Origin of the sequence: Xanthomarina sp., from assembly GCF_035306605.1 — a bacterium.
In the GTDB taxonomy this organism is placed as follows: domain Bacteria; phylum Bacteroidota; class Bacteroidia; order Flavobacteriales; family Flavobacteriaceae; genus Xanthomarina.
Genome location: NZ_DATGNR010000047.1, coordinates 23,668 through 40,844, shown reverse-complemented (window position 1 = coordinate 40,844; position 17,177 = coordinate 23,668). Strand labels below are relative to the sequence as shown.

The window sequence follows — 17,177 nt, the reverse complement described above, 5'->3', positions numbered from 1 at the left end:
ATACAAATATTATGGGAAAAGAAAGTAGTACGTTATTAGGAATATTAGCAGGTACAGCTATTGGTGCAACATTAGGAATTTTATTTGCACCAGATAAAGGTTCGAAAACAAGACAAAGAATTGCTGATGAAGCTGCTATGGCTAGAGATAGAGTATCTGAAAGCGCTCATCATTTACGCGACAAAGTAGCGGATACGGTAGCTAGCAGAAAAGACAGCTTAGACGATCAACTTGAAAGTATTGTTAGCAATGTAAGCCATAAGACAGAAGATGTGATTTCTACACTAGAAAAAAAATTAAGTGAACTTAAAGCCCAAAACAAAAAATATCAAAAATCGTAATTTGAATGAATATTTTTGAAACTATAAACCATAAATCTGGGAAGATGGCTGATGCTGGAGAGACTTACGTAAAAAAGTCTCAAGAGTATTTTAAGCTAAAAATCTTTCAGCAAATTAGTGTTTCTATTAGTTTAGTGGCTAAAGTGTTAGTAATAGGAGGGTTGATGTTTATTGGCTTGTTTTTCTTAGCATTTGCCTTAGCGCTTGCTATTGGTCAATGGCTAGATAATTTAGCTTTAGGTTATTTAATTGTAGCATTATTATTTTTATTGGCAACAACGCTAGTATACTATAAGAGAGCGTTTATTAACAACAAGATAATTAAAAGTTTGTCATCTAAATTTTTCGATACCTAAATTTACTTTGAATCTAAGGTTATCTTTAAAACAAAAAGTAACATAAAACATTTGTAGAAATCATTTAACGTATTAAAGATTATTTCAATGTATAATGTGATAGATAAAACACAATAGAATAGAACGAATGAAACAGTATCAGTCTTTTGAAGACATAGAAAGAGATTTAAAACAACTAGATTTAGAGCGGAAAATAGCTTGGGAAGAGGTGAAGCTGATAAAAGGCGAATTTCAGGAAGATTTAAAACCTGCAAATTGGATACAGTATGCTCTTAAAATGGGTGGCAAGTATGGTTTGTTTTTAATTGCCAAACGGTTTTTTAAATAGTAAAAACTTTATATAAAATAAAAAAGGAATCGGTTTACGGTTCCTTTTTTGTTTTATAGCAAATACAATTTAAGAGCAATCCTTTTCTAAAATACAGGTCTGTAGTTGTTGTTTTTTCGTTTGTATGGGTTAATAAATTTTTGCTTTAAGGCAAGAATTCGATGTGTAGTTAAATATCTTGCAATGGAATAGATTAAAATAAAAACAAGGTAAAATGAATGTATCAGATCAAATTAGATTAGAAAATATTGCAGATACTGACTACGAAATTTTCGCGCTTCTAAAACAAAGATACAGTCCTAGAATTTTTAAAAAAGAGCCCATTAAAAAAATCCATTTAAATCAACTTTTTGAAGCTATACGTTGGTCTGCTAGTTCTAATAATTTACAGCCATGGCGTTTTATTTATGCGGAAAAAGGATCTAAAGCCTATGAAAAGATTTTCAATTGCTTTAGCAGTTTCAATAAATCTTGGGTGAGAAATGCTCCAGTTTTAGTACTTACTGCTTATAAAGAAAAAACAAATAGTGGTAAAGAAAATTTTCATGCTTTACACGATTTAGGGCTGAGTTTAGGTCTAATGACTGTTCAAGCACAATACTTGGGAATTGCAGTACACCATATGGCTGGGTTAGATTGGAAGAAAGCTCAGGAAGTGTTTCAGGTGCCTGAAGGTTATCATATTTCAACAGGAATAGCTTTAGGTTATTATGGAGGAGATTTAAACGATTTACCTGAGGATTTACAACGTGAAGAAACAGCAAATCGGGAAAGAATGTCTATTCAAGAATTTGCATTTAAGGAAGCTTGGAATCCAAATGCGTAGTAAAAACAAATATATTATGACATATATTTAAAGATAATCCACCACACTTTTAAAGCTGGTTATTTATAGATTTTAAGATGTTCTTTTATGATAAAATTTAGCTAGTATGGCCTAATAAAACTTTAACTAAAGTGTTTTTTTGTGTTTTACAATTAATTCATTATGAGTGGTTTGTTGGTGAGTGTAATTGTCTTTTTTTCTAATATAGACAAGTTTTAACAAACAAAATTCATGATTCTTTCTTACTTTTAGTAAAAGTTTAGCTTTCAAAATAAAAACTAAAACATGAAAAAATGAATATTGAAATTATTTTAATGTTTTCTGTTTTATTGCTGACTATAGTCTTATTTATTTTTGAAGTTTTTTCCATAGATAAAATTGCCTTTTTCGTTATTGTCTCGCTTATTTTATTAGGACTTGTTTCACCCGAGGAAGGAATTAGTGGATTCTCCAATAACGCCACTATAACGGTATTATCATTAATGATTTTAGCCGTAGCCATGGAAGAAAATGGCGTAATTAATTGGTTGACATCAGGAATGAGTAGCGTGAAATCATTGCCTCTCTACATTATGGCGCCAGTTTTTATGTTTGTTACTGCGGGTATTTCGGCCTTTATTAGTACTACAGCTGTAGTAATTGTTTTTATTAAAATGATTAATCAGCTTTCCGAAAAATATAATATTTCTCAATCTAAACTCTTATTGCCTATTTCGTTTGCAGGTATTTTAGGAGGTTCGTGTACTTTAATGGGGACATCTACCAATTTAATTGTTAATTCAGTTTCAAGCAATCTAGTTTCTCAAAAACTAGAGTTTTTTGAATTCTCCCACCTTGGATTAATATTTCTAATTATTTCTGTAGTATATATTACCTTAACACTGCGTTGGTTGCCTTGGGGAAAAAAACAAAATATAAATAAAGACTACAAGATTGATAATTATATTACAAAAGTAAAAGTCACACCAAAATCTAAATTGATTGGAAAAAACATTTACAACAGCTTTTTACATAACAATCCAGAAGTAATACTTTTAAAGCTAATTAGAAACAACTACACTTATAATTCACCAGGGAAATATATTACACTTAAAGCAAACGATCAATTAATCCTTATGTGTGATTTAGAAAACTTATCTCGAATTAACAAGTCGGCAAACATGAATATTTACGACAAGGAAAATTTAAATATTCAGAATAATGAACCTTCAGAATTAACTGAAGCAGGTGAAGAAATGGACTTAGAGGAACGTGTTTTTGTGGAATTACTTATGTTGCCTGGAGCAACATTATTAGGGAAAACCTTAGGAAACTTGCGGTATTTTATGATGCCAGATATTATTCCTATAGCTATAAGAAAACGTAAAACGCTTGTTAATGTAGAAGAACGAATGGTACATAGTAGCGAGGATAAGCTAAGGTTAAAAGCTGGAGACCGTTTGCTTGTTGAAATTTCCAAAGAAAAACTTAGTGCTTTAAACACCATGACTAATATGGTGGTTTTACAAGAATTTGGAAGTGTAACTAGCACCTCGAAAATTAAAAGGTCTTTTTCATTTTTTGTATTTTTGCTGGTAATTGCCTTAGCTGCTTCTGGAGTTTTGTCAATTATGGTTAGTGCTTTAACAGGAATTAGTATATTGTTAGTTACAAAAAACCTAGATTTAAACACTGTTTATAAGAAAGTTAATTGGCAAATATTTTTTCTTTTAGCAGGAATGATTCCTTTAGGAGTGGCTATGCACAACACGGGAGCCGATATGTGGATTTCGGAAAAACTATTAGGGTTTCTAGATGGTCAGCCAAATTATGTTATTATAGGAACCCTGTTTTTAATAACCATGCTTTTGAGTGGTGTGGTAAGCAATAATGCCACGGCAGTTATAATGACGCCTATTGCAATTTCTGTAGCCTATGAAATGGGATTAGATTATAAACCGTTTATATTATCCGTTATGTTTGCTGCCAACTTCAGCTTTTTTACTCCGGTAGGTTATCAAACTAACACGCTTATTTATGGAATTGGAAATTATAAATTTCAACATTTTTTATGGATAGGAGGAGGATTAAGTCTTATTCTATGGCTGGTAGCAACCTTTTTATTAACTAAAATGCTTTAAAAAACTATACTTATATGAATATAAAATTTTCAATAGAAGAGTCTCTAATGAAATTATGGGACAAATTAGATGGCTGGTTAGAGGCCTTTATTTTAAAATTACCAAATCTAGTCATGGCTATTTTAATCATGATTCTGTTCTACTTTATTGCAGGTGCAGTAAAGAAAATTTTCAGAAAGTATCTATTGAGAAGTATTAGTCAAAAATCAATTCAAGAAATTGTTTCAAAAATAATGTTCTTGGTTGTTATTCTAATAGGTTTTTTCATTGCACTCGGAGTGCTAGAACTTAATAAAGTGTTAACTAGCGTTCTTGCAGGAGCAGGAGTTTTAGGTTTAGCTGTTGGATTGGCTTTACAAGGAACATTAAGCAATACGTTTGGAGGTTTAATATTGTCGTTTATGCCAAAAATAAAGATTAACGATTGTATTGAAACAGAGAGTATTAAAGGGTTTGTGTCAGAAATTAGTTTGCGCAGTATCGTAATTCGCCAACCAGATAATAATCATGTTATTATACCTAACTCAAAATTTGTAGATAATGCTTTTACTAATTATTCCTTAAGTCCAAGAAGTAAAATTTCAGTTTCTTGTGGTGTAGGTTACGAAAGCAATTTACAAGAAGTAGAAGAGTTAGTTACACGTGTGATTTCAGAAAACTTAAAACAAAAAGAAGGAGAAAAAGTAGAGTTTTTCTATACAGAATTTGGAGATAGTTCTATTAATTTTATTACACGTTTTTGGATAGATATGGTTAAAAGTCAAGAGAAATTTGCAGAAACCCATAAGGCTATTAAACTCATTAAAAGTAGTTTTGACGAACACGGCATTAATATTCCATTCCCAATTCGTACCTTGGATTTTAGTAAAAACAGCGTTCAAATTAAAACAGACAGTAAAGCATAATAGTAGTGTCAGTTTGTAATAGTCTCTTAATTAATGATGTGATTTTTAATAGCATTAAGATTATAAAAACTTTTACACCAATTTTATTTTTATCAATTAATTGATATATCTTTAGAACACTATAAATAGAAATATAGGGTTTAGAATGTCAATGACGCTTTTTATAAAATACAATTTGGATTTGGTATGTAAAACCTTATTAAAAGAAAAACTCGATACTTTTGATGTTTCCTTTACTATAGGTAATACTGGCGAGATTCATATAGATAAAACACTTTCTGAAGAAAAATTAAACATCATATCTTCTACCTTAAAGCAGTATGGAATTGATATTGTAACAAATCCCAAGGCAACAATAGTTGCACGTATTAAATATTCTATTGATGAATATTTAAGAAACAAAGACTTACGAAGCGTTAAGTTTTCAGCTTATTTGGCGGACAAATTGCATTATTCTTACCCGCATTTATCAACAGTTTTTTCAGAAAACACTTATTCATCCATCGAAAACTATATCATTCTTAAAAAAGTTGATGTGGCAAAGGAGCTTATGTGTAATACAGATTTAACCTTGACAGAAATTGCTTTTCAATTAGATTATAGTAGCGTTGCCCACTTGTCCGGACAATTTAAAAAAACAACCGGACTTACACCTAGTGCTTTTCAGCGAATAATGAAAAATAAAAAACAACAATTAATTTAAGTTTACTAAATGAGTGATATTTTATTAAATATAGCTTTAGCAGACGATGATGAGGATGATAGAATTTTGTTTGGCGAAGCATTAGAAGGTTTAGATATAAGAACAAAACTCTCCCTTTTTAATCATGGACAGGAGTTGATGGATTACCTTAATTTACCCAATGTTATTTTGCCTAGTCTGGTGTTTTTAGATCTTAATATGCCCATAAAAAACGGGCAACAGTGTTTGTTGGAAATTAGAAGTAACCCCAAACTTAAGGACTTGTGTGTGGCTATATACTCCACTTCATCTTCGGAAAAAGACATAGAAGACACATTTTCAAACGGGGCAAATATTTATGTAAATAAGCCCAATAGCTTTAGTAAATTGCGTGAAGTGGTTGAGAAAGTTTTACAACTAAATTGGCAGTACCATAATTCCAATTTAAATAAAGAGACCTTTCTTTTCCGTATTTAAAGCTTTAAGTTACTATGAATTTTAAACAGTTATACACTTCTTCTAAAACATACATCATTTTATTAGTTGTTGCTTTAGCTGTGCTTATTTTCTCCACAAGTACTACTTATAAGCAGATTAAGCGGATGCAAGAATCTGCTGAAACGGTAAACCACACACTACAAGTATATAACGGAATAAGTAAATTAACTACACATTATACTGAAGCCGAATCTGAAGAATTTAGAAATAACATATTAAAAACTGATGGAGCTAGTATCATTTTTAAAAATTACCAAGAAGAAGGAAGATCTATTATAGACAGTTTACGAACTTTAACCAGTAACAATCCGAGCCAATTAAACCGTGTTGAGGCTTTAAATGTATTATTGAACAGATTGTACCAACAACTTCAGGAAGCAGACAGTAACCAATTTCATGCTAAAGGTTATTCGCAAGAACAAAAAATGAAGATCAATGGAACTCTTCATCATATTCGAGATCTAACAGTTGAAATGATAGATGAGGTTGAAAATTTGATGGAGGAAAGAAAAGCTGTTTACAATTCATATAAATCATTAGCACCTATAACTTTATTGCTTTTAGGAGTTTTTGCACTTTTCGTTTTTGTTATTTCATTTATAAGAATATATAAAAATAAAATCAGGTTTCGAGAATCGGAAGCATTTCTAAAAAGTGTCGTAGGAACTACCGATAATGTAGTAAACTATTACGAACCAATATTTGATGCCTCTGAAAACATTGTCGATTTTCAAATAGTTTTTGCAAACGATCGTAACCGAGATTATTTCGGACTTGAACCCGATGAAATAATAGGTAAAACGGTTATTGAAGTTTATCCGTTTTTAAAAGATAGCGATACTTTTAATAGTTTTAAAGTAAGTTATAAGAATAAGGAAAAGGTAAAGTTTGAAGTTGAAATGACTATGAACCAATCTCAAATGTGGTTTCAATGTGTATCAACACCTTTATTGGAAGGTATTTTAATTACAGCAAGAAATTCAACCGTAGAGGAAGAAGCGAGAAAAGAACAGTTAACATTAAAAAAGGAATTAGAGGATCAGAATCTTAGATTGTTAGATAATCATGCTTTTTTAGGAAATATTTTTAAAAGTATTTCTCATGTAATTATGAATTTCAAAAGTATTCGTGATGATCAAGGAGAAATTATTGATTTTGAGATTTTGTTTGTAAACGATAGAATAAATCCTCTCATAGGCGACCAACCTGAAAATTTAAAAAACAAAAAGTTATCTCAAGTTTTTCCTGAGGTTTTCGAAAATGGTGTTTTTGAACGTCTAGTAAGTTCAGTAGAACAAAACAAGTCAGAAACTTATGAGTTATCACACCTAATAAACGATAAGTTACTTTGGTTTAGGTCAACGGCTATAAAATTAGGCGATGGCGTTACTGTAACAATGAGAGAAATTACAGATGAAAAGCAAAAAGAAAATCAGCTAATAAATTTAAACGAACAACTTATTATAAGAAACTCTATTCTTACTGATGCCGAAAGTATGGCGAAAATAGGCAGTTTTCTTTGGTATACGGATTCAGACACTTTAGAGATTTCCGATAATTTCTTCCATATGCTAGGTTATAAGCCTAAAGGCTTCGAATCTTCAATTAAAAGATATAAAGAATTTATTCATCCTGAAGACCTTAGTTTGGTAGAAAATATGTTTAGGCAGTCCGTAGATGACTTGCAACCTAAGGAATACACCTACCGAGTAATTACAAAAAGCGATTCTATTAAGTATTTTAAAACAAATGAACAATTTATAAATAAAGAAGACAAGACAGTTATGATTGGAGTGGTTCAGGATGTTACGGATGCTTTAAAGGCCGAAGCAAGTTTGCGTAAAAGCAATTTGGAGCTCAAGCAAAGTAATGCTGAATTAGAGTCATTTAATCGTGTAGCAAGCCACGATTTACAAGAGCCCCTTCGAAAAATTCAACTTTTTATTTCTAGAATAGAAGATAAGGAGGACAGTCAGTTTTCAGAAAAAAGCAAAGAGTATTTTGAAAAAGTAAAGAATGCCGGAAGTAGAATGCAATCTCTAATTCAGAATTTATTAACCTATTCTAGAATTGACAGTAGTGAAGCTAATTTTAGTACAATACATTTAAACCAAGTACTCGAAAAGGTTTCAGATGACCTTACTACTCATATTTCTGAAGCCAAAGCTGAAATTAAAATTGGTGAACTTCCCGAAATTAAAGGCCTGTTTTTTCAGATGGAACAATTGTTTTCAAATCTAATTTCAAATTCCCTTAAATATAGAAGTCTTACCGAAAAACCTATGATTGAAATTCAATCAGAAAAAATACCAGCATCTGGTTTGCCTTTAAACAATATAAAAACCCATACGTATTATTATAAAATTACGGTTACAGATAATGGTATAGGATTCGACAACCAACATGCTCAAAAAATATTCGAAGTTTTCCAACGCCTACACCAAAGAACCGAATATACAGGAACGGGAATAGGTTTAGCTATATGTAAAAAAATTGTAGAAAATCATAATGGTTTTATTTATGCAACTTCAAAACTAGGTGAAGGTGCACAATTTGTGGTTTTATTACCTGTTTAACCTCTTCTTTTTGTTTTTACTTAAGCATTAAAATATCATCTTCTACTTTTAATAAAACTCTAAGGATTATTGGATTGTTAAATAAAGTAAGCTTTGTTTTTAGAGTTATTTATCAGCTTTTTGCTTCAAAAACAATAGTTCTATAACATAATACAAAAATTGTGTAATGAATTATCATGGTAGTGTTACGACCTTTATAATCAAGTTGACCAAGCGTTAATTTATAAAGGCAAATACTATGAAAATCACACATCTTAACTCCAGTACTATTAAAGCCATGTTAGAACAGTTAAAAGCTAATTTTGGTGGCAAAATTTTAAAAGATTTAGATGAATATTCCTTGGAGATAGACAATAGAATAGGGAAGGGAAAAATTAAAGGTATGACTTTAAAAGGAGGTATTTCCTATCTTGAATTCGATATGCTTTTTTATCATAATTTAAAGTTGGCTATTAATATTCAAGACAAAAGTCCTATTTACTTTACCTATTGTTCAAAAGGAAGTATTAGTCATAGCTTTGGTTTAAATAAGGAAAAGCACAATTTAGAAAGTTACCAAACAGGGATTTTAACTTGTAAGAAAAACAAACAACATATATTGTATTTCACTAAAGATGAACAGTTGCAAACTACTCTAATTACGGTTCAAACTTCTGATAGAGTAGGTGTTTCTGGGAACCATGATTTAATTGGAAAATTAAGAGAAACATTTTTCACTCAAAATAACTCTGAAAACTATGTTTACATAGGCTCTAATAATCTACAGATAGCAGAAAAAATTGAACAATTAAATGCTATTACACAAAAAGGTATTGTAAGAAGTCTTTTAATCCAAGGATTAGTTCATGTTATTTTGGCTTTAGAAATTCAACAACATGCCGACGATCTTAAAAATCCACAACAAGAATCAGGTTCATTAAATAAAAGAGAAATTGAAACCATTCAAGAAGTGTCAAGATATATTAATACAGACTACGAAAATCAAATTACCATCAACCAATTATATGATCAATTTGGCCTTTCACCATCAAAACTTCAAGAAGGATTTAGATTAATGTATGGTCATACTGTTACTGAATATGTTAGAGAGGTTCGTATAAAAAAAGCAGAAGAGTTGATAAAAAACACCGATATGAATATTTCAGAAGTAGTTTACTCCATAGGTTTAACAAGTAGAAGTTATTTTTCTAAAATTTTTAAAGAAAAATATAACTGTAGTCCTAAAGACTACAAGTTTGCTCAAAATGGTATAAGTGTTTACGCTTAATGCGTTAATTGATGGGCATTTGAGTTAAAGGTTAATTCAATAAAGCAAAACATGCCTAAAACAAATCTCGATATTTGTAGTGTAGAGGTTTGATAAACAAAATCTCAAATTTTAACCCTTAAAAAATTAAATTATGTTACGTTGGACAATCATATTTATTGTAGTGGCTATAATAGCTGGAGTTTTAGGCTTTGGAGGAATTGCCGGAGCAGCTACAGGAATTGCTAAAATCTTATTTTTTATATTTCTAGTGTTATTTATCATTTCACTATTAATGGGGCGTAAAAAATTGTAAATCATCAACCATTTAAATTTATTATCATGAAAAATTTACTTTATATATTTTTATTTTCATTCACTATGTCCTTGGTATTACCAAGTTGTAGAGATCAAAAATCTAATGACATTGAAGACGTTGCAGATGATGTGGGTGATGCCGTAGAAGATGTTGCAGATGATGTTGGAGATATAATTGATTAACAAAATATAAAACCTAATAGAATATTAGTTAGTTTGGTTAATAGCGATGGAGCAGATGGGCGTTTTTGAAAACGCTTGTCTGTTTTTTTTGGGATGCCATTATTAATTTTAATAAAATGGTAAGTATATTTTTTAGTTTGAAAATAGTAGATAGAACAAAGCTATCTATGTATTGTAACTTTTAATTAGTTATAGGGCGATGATTTCTTTTAAAAACTCTATTTTTGCACAAATAAATTACAAGTGTATTATGTCTGAAAAAATAGAGAAAGTTAAGTGTTTGATTATAGGATCAGGACCTGCAGGGTATACCGCAGCAATCTACGCCGCTAGAGCTAATATGAAACCGGTTTTATACCAAGGACTACAGCCTGGAGGTCAATTAACCACAACAAATGAAGTTGAGAATTTTCCTGGATATCCAGATGGCATAACAGGCCCAGAAATGATGATGCAGCTTAAAAAACAAGCCGAGCGTTTTGAAGCAGATGTTCGTGACGGATGGGTAACTCGTGTGGATTTTTCTGGCGATCTGCATAAAGTTTGGGTAAACGATACTAAAGAAATTCATTGTGAAACAGTAATTATTTCAACGGGAGCTTCTGCAAAATATTTAGGAATAGATTCTGAGCAAAAGTATTTAAAACTTGGTGGAGGTGTTTCTGCTTGTGCCGTTTGCGATGGGTTTTTCTATAGAAATCATGAAGTTGTTATTGTTGGAGCAGGAGATTCTGCTTGCGAAGAAGCTCATTACCTATCTAAACTTTGTAAAAAAGTAACTATGCTGGTAAGACGTGACGAGTTTAGAGCTTCTAAAATTATGGCCGCTCGTGTACAAAATACCGAGAATATTGAAATTCTTTATAATACTGAAACTGATGAGGTTTTAGGAGACGGTCAAGTAGTTACAGGAGTGCGTGTGGTTAATAATAAAACTAATGAAAAGCATGTTATTCCAGCAACTGGATTTTTCGTAGCCATTGGACACAAACCAAATACAGATATTTTTAAAGACTTTTTGGAATTAGATGAAACGGGATACATCATTAATGTTCCTGGAACCTCTAAAACTAACGTTGAAGGTGTTTTTGTTTCAGGAGATGCAGCAGATAATGTGTACAGACAAGCTGTTACAGCTGCAGGAACAGGATGTATGGCAGCTTTAGATGCTGAAAGATATTTGGCTTCAAAAGATTCTACTTTTGAAGTGTCAACGTCTAACTACAACTAATTAGAATTACTAAATAATTGAAAATCCGAAAATGAAAGTTTTCGGATTTTTTGTTTTATGAAACTTCGAAATAGCTTGACTTTATTTCTTAAAAAGAATTGAAAAGTTGTATTTTGTATAGAAATACTAATATAATCAATATGATAAGAAAATATTCAAAAAAAGATCATTCTATATTAATTGAATTATTAAGACGGAATACACCTGAATATTTTGATCATTCGGAAGAAAACGACTTTAAAAATTATTTAAATAATGAAGTTGAAGACTATTTTGTATTTGAAGAAAATCAACAAATTCTTGGTTGTGGAGGAATAAATTATTTTCCTAAAGAAAAATTAGCCAGGATTTCGTGGGATATTATTGATCCTAATTTTCAAGGAAAAGGTATTGGGAAAAAGTTGGCCGAATACAGACTTAACTATTTAAAAAGGAATTTTGAAATAGCTACAGTTGTTGTTAGAACTTCGCAGCTTGCCTATAGGTTTTATGAAAAGTTGGGGTTTGAATTAGAGTTTGTAATTAAAGATTATTGGGCTGAAAACTTTGATCTTTATCAAATGAAGTTAAAGAATAAACAGTAATTGAATAAAAAGGCCAGTCGAATCTAATAATAGATTGGACTGGCACTTTAATACATTGTTATAATTCATGGTTTCTATTCTCTTTTTATAGAACCTGAAACACCATCGCTTTTTTCAATAACTTCGGGATTTCCAATATATTTAACATCTCCACCACTAGACGCTTTTGCAGTAAGTTTCTCAATAGCATTAACAACAATGTTAGCGCCACTAGATGATTTTACTTGAGCATTTTTGGCTATTAGGTTTTCAGCCTCAATAGAGCTTCCACTAGATGCTTCAGCAATAAAAACTTCTGCTTTCCCCTTTAACTCAATATTACTGCCGCTCGTAGAATGACAAGAAATCGAAGTTGCATTTATGCTTAATTCCAAGTCGCTGCCACTGGTTGTATCAAGTTTTAAATCTTCTACCTGAATGGTGTTTGTAGAATAAACCTCACTGCCGCTTGTTGCTTTAATTGAGATTATATTTTTGAAACTCAACAAAATTTTCTGTGCAGTGGACTCTCCAATGTTATCTGTAGTTGATATTGTTAGAACCTTATTTTCAACTGTGGTGGTAATAATATCGTGAAGGTTTTCATCTGCTTCAACCTTTAAGCTTTCAGTGTCACCTTGAGTAAGCTGTAACTCTAATCCACGACTTATTTTTACCGAATTAAAAGATTCCTTTATTGCTCTTTCTTTTGTTATAACGTTTCCGTTACCATTGATTCCTGTACCAAATTTTCCGGTGAAATTGCATGACATCATTACGATGGCAAGAATAATAGAAGCTAATACTTTTGTTAGTGTGTTCATAATTGTTCGTTTTTTGATGTATCCGCTAAAGCTGTTATTCCTTGTTGGAAGGATGATGTGTGATGTAAAGATTGTGTTTTATTAGCTGTTAATAAATTTAATATTTCTGAATTGTTATTTTTTACAGATGAATTGATTAGTTTCCTTCTGTGCTTATGTTTATGCCATTTTCGTCAATATCTACTCTAACTGTTTCACTTTCGGCTTTTACTCCGTTTTCGTTAATTTCCAAACTAGATTCATTCGATTTAATGTTTACACCTTCATTGTTTATTTTAACTCGCGATTTTTTGTCGTTAACATCAATATCTATATTAAATTCGCTAGGACAGTCTTCACAATAAATAGAATTATCCATTATTTTTAATAAATAACCTTCCATGCCGTGATCCAAAATGTCGTTATAACTACTTGTGTTACTATGAAAACTTGAGGTGTTTTCATCAGCTATTAAGCTTGTGCCTTCCGGTAGATATAGTATTATTTCAACTTCCTGATCGCTAAATTTATTTTGAAAGTCGGTTGTTAAATAAGAATTTAACATCAATACGTTATTTCGTAAATTGAAGTTGTAATTTATGTTCTTGGCGCGTTCTTTTGCTTGTTTATAACTACTCCCTTCAGCACTTTTTTGAATGTTAATTGATGCTAAGCTATCTTTAGTTGATCTTACAATGAGTCGTACATCCGAAGAAAAAATAATTTTCTCATCCGCTTCATTATAAACTAATTCAAAACCTGTATTTCTTCTAATATGTTTCTTGTATGAGTCATTTCCATACATCTTTATTTTCAAGGTGTCATTTGCGGTAATATTTAATTCTACCTTTTCAGATATATTGGCATCAAAAGCATGTTCACTAGCTTGTTTTACACCAATTACTATTAGACTTATTATGGCTAAAATCCAAATTCCTAACAGCGAGAATTTAGCAATGTTCCCTATGGACTTTAAGTTGTTTATTAAAATCTTTAAGCCTAAATAGAACACAAAGAAGAATGGAATTCCTATGGAAAAAAATATCAATAACGACATTAGCCATACAGGTGTGTTTGCTGCGTTGGCTGCATCGATAAAGTCGAATCCTGGAACCATAATTATGTCTGCCACTCCAACGGTTAAAAAACCAATAATTAATCCGATTAGTGTAGAGGCTCCAATGATTATTAGTATTACTCCTATAAATTTGGCGATAATGTTTAAAAAGAACATAATCACTTCTCCTAACGTGTCAAAAAACGATTTCGAACTTGATTTAATTTTGTTGCTTTGTTTAGCAACGTCTATGTTTTTTACAGTATCCGAAACGGTTTGTGTTACATTTTCAAATCCATCTTTAATTTTTTTTTCAATGTTACTGATATTTACAGGCTCTCCTGTCATGGTTAGTTTGTCGGCTGTTGTAAGAGCTTCAGGAACTAAAATCCAGAAAAGTATGTATATAAATATGAAAGTTCCACCAGATCCAATAGCTAATAAAATCCATAATAAACGAACCCAAAGGGCATCAATTCCCAAATAATGTCCAAGCCCAGACGATACGCCACCTATGTAGGAGTTGTCAGTATCTCTAAATAATTTTTTAGAAGATCCATAAGGTCGACTTTGGTAAGTGGATCTTGGTTCGTCTTCAAAAATTTCATCATCCACCAGGTAATCTTCAGGTTGTCCCATGATGCTTATTACTTCGTCAACTTCTTTGATACCAATAACCTGCTTATCATGTTTAATGCGCTCAGTAAAAAGTTCAGAAATTCTTGCTTCAATATCAGCAATAATTTCATCGCGTCCTTGAGAGTCGGTAAATGAACGTTTTATAGCCTCAAGATAGCGCTGCAGTTTTAAGTATGCATCTTCATCTATATGGAAAAAGATACCTGCTAAGTTTATATTGACTGTTTTATTCATTATTTCGTGGTTTTTTGATTGGTTACTAAATTGACTGCGTTTTGTAATTCATTCCAAGTGGTGTTTAATTCCATTAGAAATAATTTTCCTTTTTCTGTAAGGCCATAGTACTTTCTTGGTGGGCCCGAGGTGGATTCTTCCCATCGGTAATTAAGTAACCCGGCATTTTTAAGTCGTGTTAATAAAGGGTAGATAGTTCCTTCCACTACTAACATTTTGGCATCTTTTAAGGTTTCTAAAATTTCTGCAACATAAGCGTCCTCATCTTTTAGTACGGACAATATGCAGTATTCTAGTACGCCTTTTCGCATTTGAGCCTTTGTGTTTTCTATCTTCATGTGTCAATGCTGTTTTTAATTAAGGTAGTATGCTTCTCGCATTCTACACCTCCTGATTTTATTAAACTGTTCATTTTTTTGATTTGTTGCTTAATATTTTTATATAAAGCGATTGATGAATTTATTTTAGAAATTTGATTGTAAATGGATATTTATAATATTCTCCCTCTTTCGCTGCAAGACTTGCTTTAACAATAAAAATTAATTCAAGGATAAAACTTACAACTGCTATAAAGCCGAATCCTCCAGTGATATAAAGTAAAGGAGAGGGTTTTGTTAAACTAATATGTATGCTATTAAAAGCATCTATATCTAAAAAGTTAAAACCATTAAACAAGTTAAATATGAATAATGGAATGGTAATCATCCCCAGTATAATAGCATATAACAAAATACTAATCTGAAAGTTTAAAGCTTGTTTTCCATGAGTGTCTATAAATTCTGACTTGTCCTTATTGGCAACCCATAAAACTATTGGTCCAATAAAATTTCCTAAAGGGAAAAGGAACCTTGAAAAAGTTGATAAATGAATAAATGTGGCAATATTTTTATGGTTTTTATTAATCATTTTGTAAAGTATATAATAGTATCTAATGCAAATATATGTCTTTAGGAAGGTATTATGCAATACAAAGTACTAGAATTTAACAAAAAATTAACAAAGTTTAATTCAGTTATTTTTAATAAATTGCAGTAAATCAATTGGTCTGTATAAATGAAAAAAGCAGTTTATGTCTTGTTCTTATTGTGTTCTAGTTGTTTCTCTCAAACTTATCCAATTGTTGAAACAGTTTTGGATGCCACCTGGAAGGCTTATGAACCTGCCTTAAATAGTCCCGAGTATTTAGTGCCATTTGTAAATGATTTTGGTAATCAGGTAACTCGAATAAGCGACGTTGAAGTTTTTGGAAAAGACACACAGCAACTACGTCATCATTACAGTAAAGATTCTCCTTGGAATAGTGACGGTACTCTTATTAAATTAGCAGGTTTCCCTGCTGCAATTTTAGATGCCAAGACCTTTAAGTTTAAAAAATGGGCTAATATTCCAAGTTCGGCTACTTGGTCGAATATTAACCCGAATATTATGTATGGTACTTCAGGTAATAAATTGGTTTCGTATAATATATTAATAAATGTTAGTCAGACTATTTATACTTTTAGTGATTTTCAAAATATAAGTTACGGATATAATGAAGGAAATATGTCTAACGATGATAGGTATATAGGTCTGATAGGTGAAAATTTTAATAATGTAACTTTAATAGTTTTTGATATATTGAACTCTACTATAGTGGGAACAAAAGAATTAGGTTCAAAAGAAGGATTAGATTGGTTTTCTGTAAGTCCTTTAGGGAATTATGCAGTGGTTAGCTGGCAACCAGATGGAAGTGCAGACAATCAAGGATTAAAAGTTTATGATTTAGATTTAACAAATAAAAGACATTTAACAGATTTTACAACTCATGCAGATTTAGGGATTGATTCAGAGGGAAACGAAGTTTATGTGGCCTTTGGAGATGTAGAAACAAGACCTAATGATTATTATATTAAAATGGTTCGTTTAAGTGATGGGTTACTAACTCCCCTTTTTAAATACACAGAAGCTTATGGCGTTTGGGGAGGTCATATTAGCTGTAGGAATATTAATAGACCTGGCTGGGCTTATGTTAGTGAAGGTTGCTGTAAAACGATAGGTGAAAAAGAAATATTTGCAATAAAATTAGATTCAAGCGATATTGTTGAGAGGTTTGGAGTTCATCACGCAACTTACCATAATGGTTATCCACAAGGAGCTCAGGCTGTACCTAATCGTGATGGTACCCAAGTAATTTTTGCTAGTAGTTGGGATGGTTTGTTTACAACCCAATATCCACCAGCTTTTGTTGTTGAAAAACTGGAATAAATAAAAATATATCATCGAAGGTTAAAA

Annotated in this window: 19 protein-coding genes; 15 read left to right on the top strand and 4 right to left on the bottom strand. The window is 31.3% G+C overall.

Going from position 1 to position 17,177, the window contains the following annotated elements:
- Nucleotides 1–11 precede the first annotated feature (11 nt).
- From VKY41_RS07090 to VKY41_RS07025, 14 genes are all read left to right on the top strand, one after another.
- Nucleotides 12–341 (top strand): YtxH domain-containing protein, encoded by a 330-nt coding sequence (locus VKY41_RS07090; protein WP_500813741.1) that lies wholly within the window; start codon nucleotides 12–14, stop codon nucleotides 339–341.
- 5 nt (nucleotides 342–346) lie between these two features.
- The gene (locus tag VKY41_RS07085; protein WP_500813740.1) at nucleotides 347–697 is read left to right on the top strand and encodes a hypothetical protein; all 351 of its coding nucleotides are present in this window, start codon (nucleotides 347–349) and stop codon (nucleotides 695–697) included.
- 127 nt (nucleotides 698–824) lie between these two features.
- Nucleotides 825–1,025: a hypothetical protein gene (locus VKY41_RS07080; protein WP_500813739.1), complete on the top strand. Its 201-nt coding sequence runs from the start codon at nucleotides 825–827 to the stop codon at nucleotides 1,023–1,025.
- A 214-nt stretch (nucleotides 1,026–1,239) separates the two neighbouring features.
- Entirely contained in the window at nucleotides 1,240–1,851 is a 612-nt protein-coding gene (locus tag VKY41_RS07075; RefSeq protein ID WP_500813738.1) for a nitroreductase family protein, read from the top strand.
- 293 nt (nucleotides 1,852–2,144) lie between these two features.
- Nucleotides 2,145–3,971: an SLC13 family permease gene (locus VKY41_RS07070; RefSeq protein WP_500813737.1), complete on the top strand. Its 1,827-nt coding sequence runs from the start codon at nucleotides 2,145–2,147 to the stop codon at nucleotides 3,969–3,971.
- A 14-nt stretch (nucleotides 3,972–3,985) separates the two neighbouring features.
- Nucleotides 3,986–4,876, top strand: coding sequence for a mechanosensitive ion channel family protein (locus tag VKY41_RS07065; RefSeq protein WP_500813736.1), 891 nt, complete (start codon nucleotides 3,986–3,988; stop codon nucleotides 4,874–4,876).
- A 145-nt stretch (nucleotides 4,877–5,021) separates the two neighbouring features.
- Nucleotides 5,022–5,579, top strand: a complete 558-nt coding sequence (locus tag VKY41_RS07060; protein ID WP_500813735.1) for a helix-turn-helix domain-containing protein — start codon at nucleotides 5,022–5,024, stop codon at nucleotides 5,577–5,579.
- Between the two features lie 9 nt (nucleotides 5,580–5,588).
- Nucleotides 5,589–6,035, top strand: coding sequence for a response regulator (locus VKY41_RS07055; protein ID WP_500813734.1), 447 nt, complete (start codon nucleotides 5,589–5,591; stop codon nucleotides 6,033–6,035).
- 14 nt (nucleotides 6,036–6,049) lie between these two features.
- Nucleotides 6,050–8,632, top strand: a complete 2,583-nt coding sequence (locus VKY41_RS07050) for an ATP-binding protein (protein ID WP_500813733.1) — start codon at nucleotides 6,050–6,052, stop codon at nucleotides 8,630–8,632.
- A gap of 238 nt (nucleotides 8,633–8,870) precedes the next feature.
- Nucleotides 8,871–9,899: a helix-turn-helix transcriptional regulator gene (locus VKY41_RS07045; RefSeq protein WP_500813732.1), complete on the top strand. Its 1,029-nt coding sequence runs from the start codon at nucleotides 8,871–8,873 to the stop codon at nucleotides 9,897–9,899.
- A gap of 133 nt (nucleotides 9,900–10,032) precedes the next feature.
- A complete protein-coding gene (locus tag VKY41_RS07040; protein WP_500813731.1) occupies nucleotides 10,033–10,194 on the top strand; it encodes a DUF1328 domain-containing protein in 162 nt (53 codons plus the stop codon).
- A 26-nt stretch (nucleotides 10,195–10,220) separates the two neighbouring features.
- On the top strand, nucleotides 10,221–10,379 hold the full coding sequence (locus VKY41_RS07035; protein WP_500813730.1) for a hypothetical protein: 159 nt from the start codon (nucleotides 10,221–10,223) through the stop codon (nucleotides 10,377–10,379).
- 250 nt (nucleotides 10,380–10,629) lie between these two features.
- On the top strand, nucleotides 10,630–11,610 hold the full coding sequence (gene trxB / locus VKY41_RS07030) for a thioredoxin-disulfide reductase (RefSeq protein ID WP_500813729.1): 981 nt from the start codon (nucleotides 10,630–10,632) through the stop codon (nucleotides 11,608–11,610).
- Nucleotides 11,611–11,750: 140 nt separating this feature from the next.
- Nucleotides 11,751–12,194, top strand: coding sequence for a GNAT family N-acetyltransferase (locus VKY41_RS07025; protein WP_500813728.1), 444 nt, complete (start codon nucleotides 11,751–11,753; stop codon nucleotides 12,192–12,194).
- Between the two features lie 74 nt (nucleotides 12,195–12,268).
- Here the strand turns inward: VKY41_RS07025 and VKY41_RS07020 are convergent, their stop codons facing one another.
- From VKY41_RS07020 to VKY41_RS07005, 4 genes are all read right to left on the bottom strand, one after another.
- Nucleotides 12,269–12,997, bottom strand: coding sequence for a head GIN domain-containing protein (locus VKY41_RS07020; protein ID WP_500813727.1), 729 nt, complete (start codon nucleotides 12,995–12,997; stop codon nucleotides 12,269–12,271).
- Nucleotides 12,998–13,133: 136 nt separating this feature from the next.
- Nucleotides 13,134–14,906, bottom strand: coding sequence for a PspC domain-containing protein (locus VKY41_RS07015; protein ID WP_500813726.1), 1,773 nt, complete (start codon nucleotides 14,904–14,906; stop codon nucleotides 13,134–13,136).
- On the bottom strand, nucleotides 14,906–15,244 hold the full coding sequence (locus VKY41_RS07010; RefSeq protein WP_500813725.1) for a PadR family transcriptional regulator: 339 nt from the start codon (nucleotides 15,242–15,244) through the stop codon (nucleotides 14,906–14,908). Before VKY41_RS07010 ends, VKY41_RS07015 begins: the two co-directional genes overlap by 1 nt.
- A 121-nt stretch (nucleotides 15,245–15,365) precedes the next feature.
- Complete coding sequence (locus VKY41_RS07005) at nucleotides 15,366–15,812, bottom strand: DUF4870 domain-containing protein (protein ID WP_500813724.1); 447 nt, start codon at nucleotides 15,810–15,812, stop codon at nucleotides 15,366–15,368.
- Nucleotides 15,813–15,959: 147 nt separating this feature from the next.
- Between VKY41_RS07005 and VKY41_RS07000 the strand changes: the two genes are divergently transcribed.
- On the top strand, nucleotides 15,960–17,150 hold the full coding sequence (locus tag VKY41_RS07000; RefSeq protein ID WP_500813723.1) for a T9SS C-terminal target domain-containing protein: 1,191 nt from the start codon (nucleotides 15,960–15,962) through the stop codon (nucleotides 17,148–17,150).
- Nucleotides 17,151–17,177: the final 27 nt, after the last annotated feature.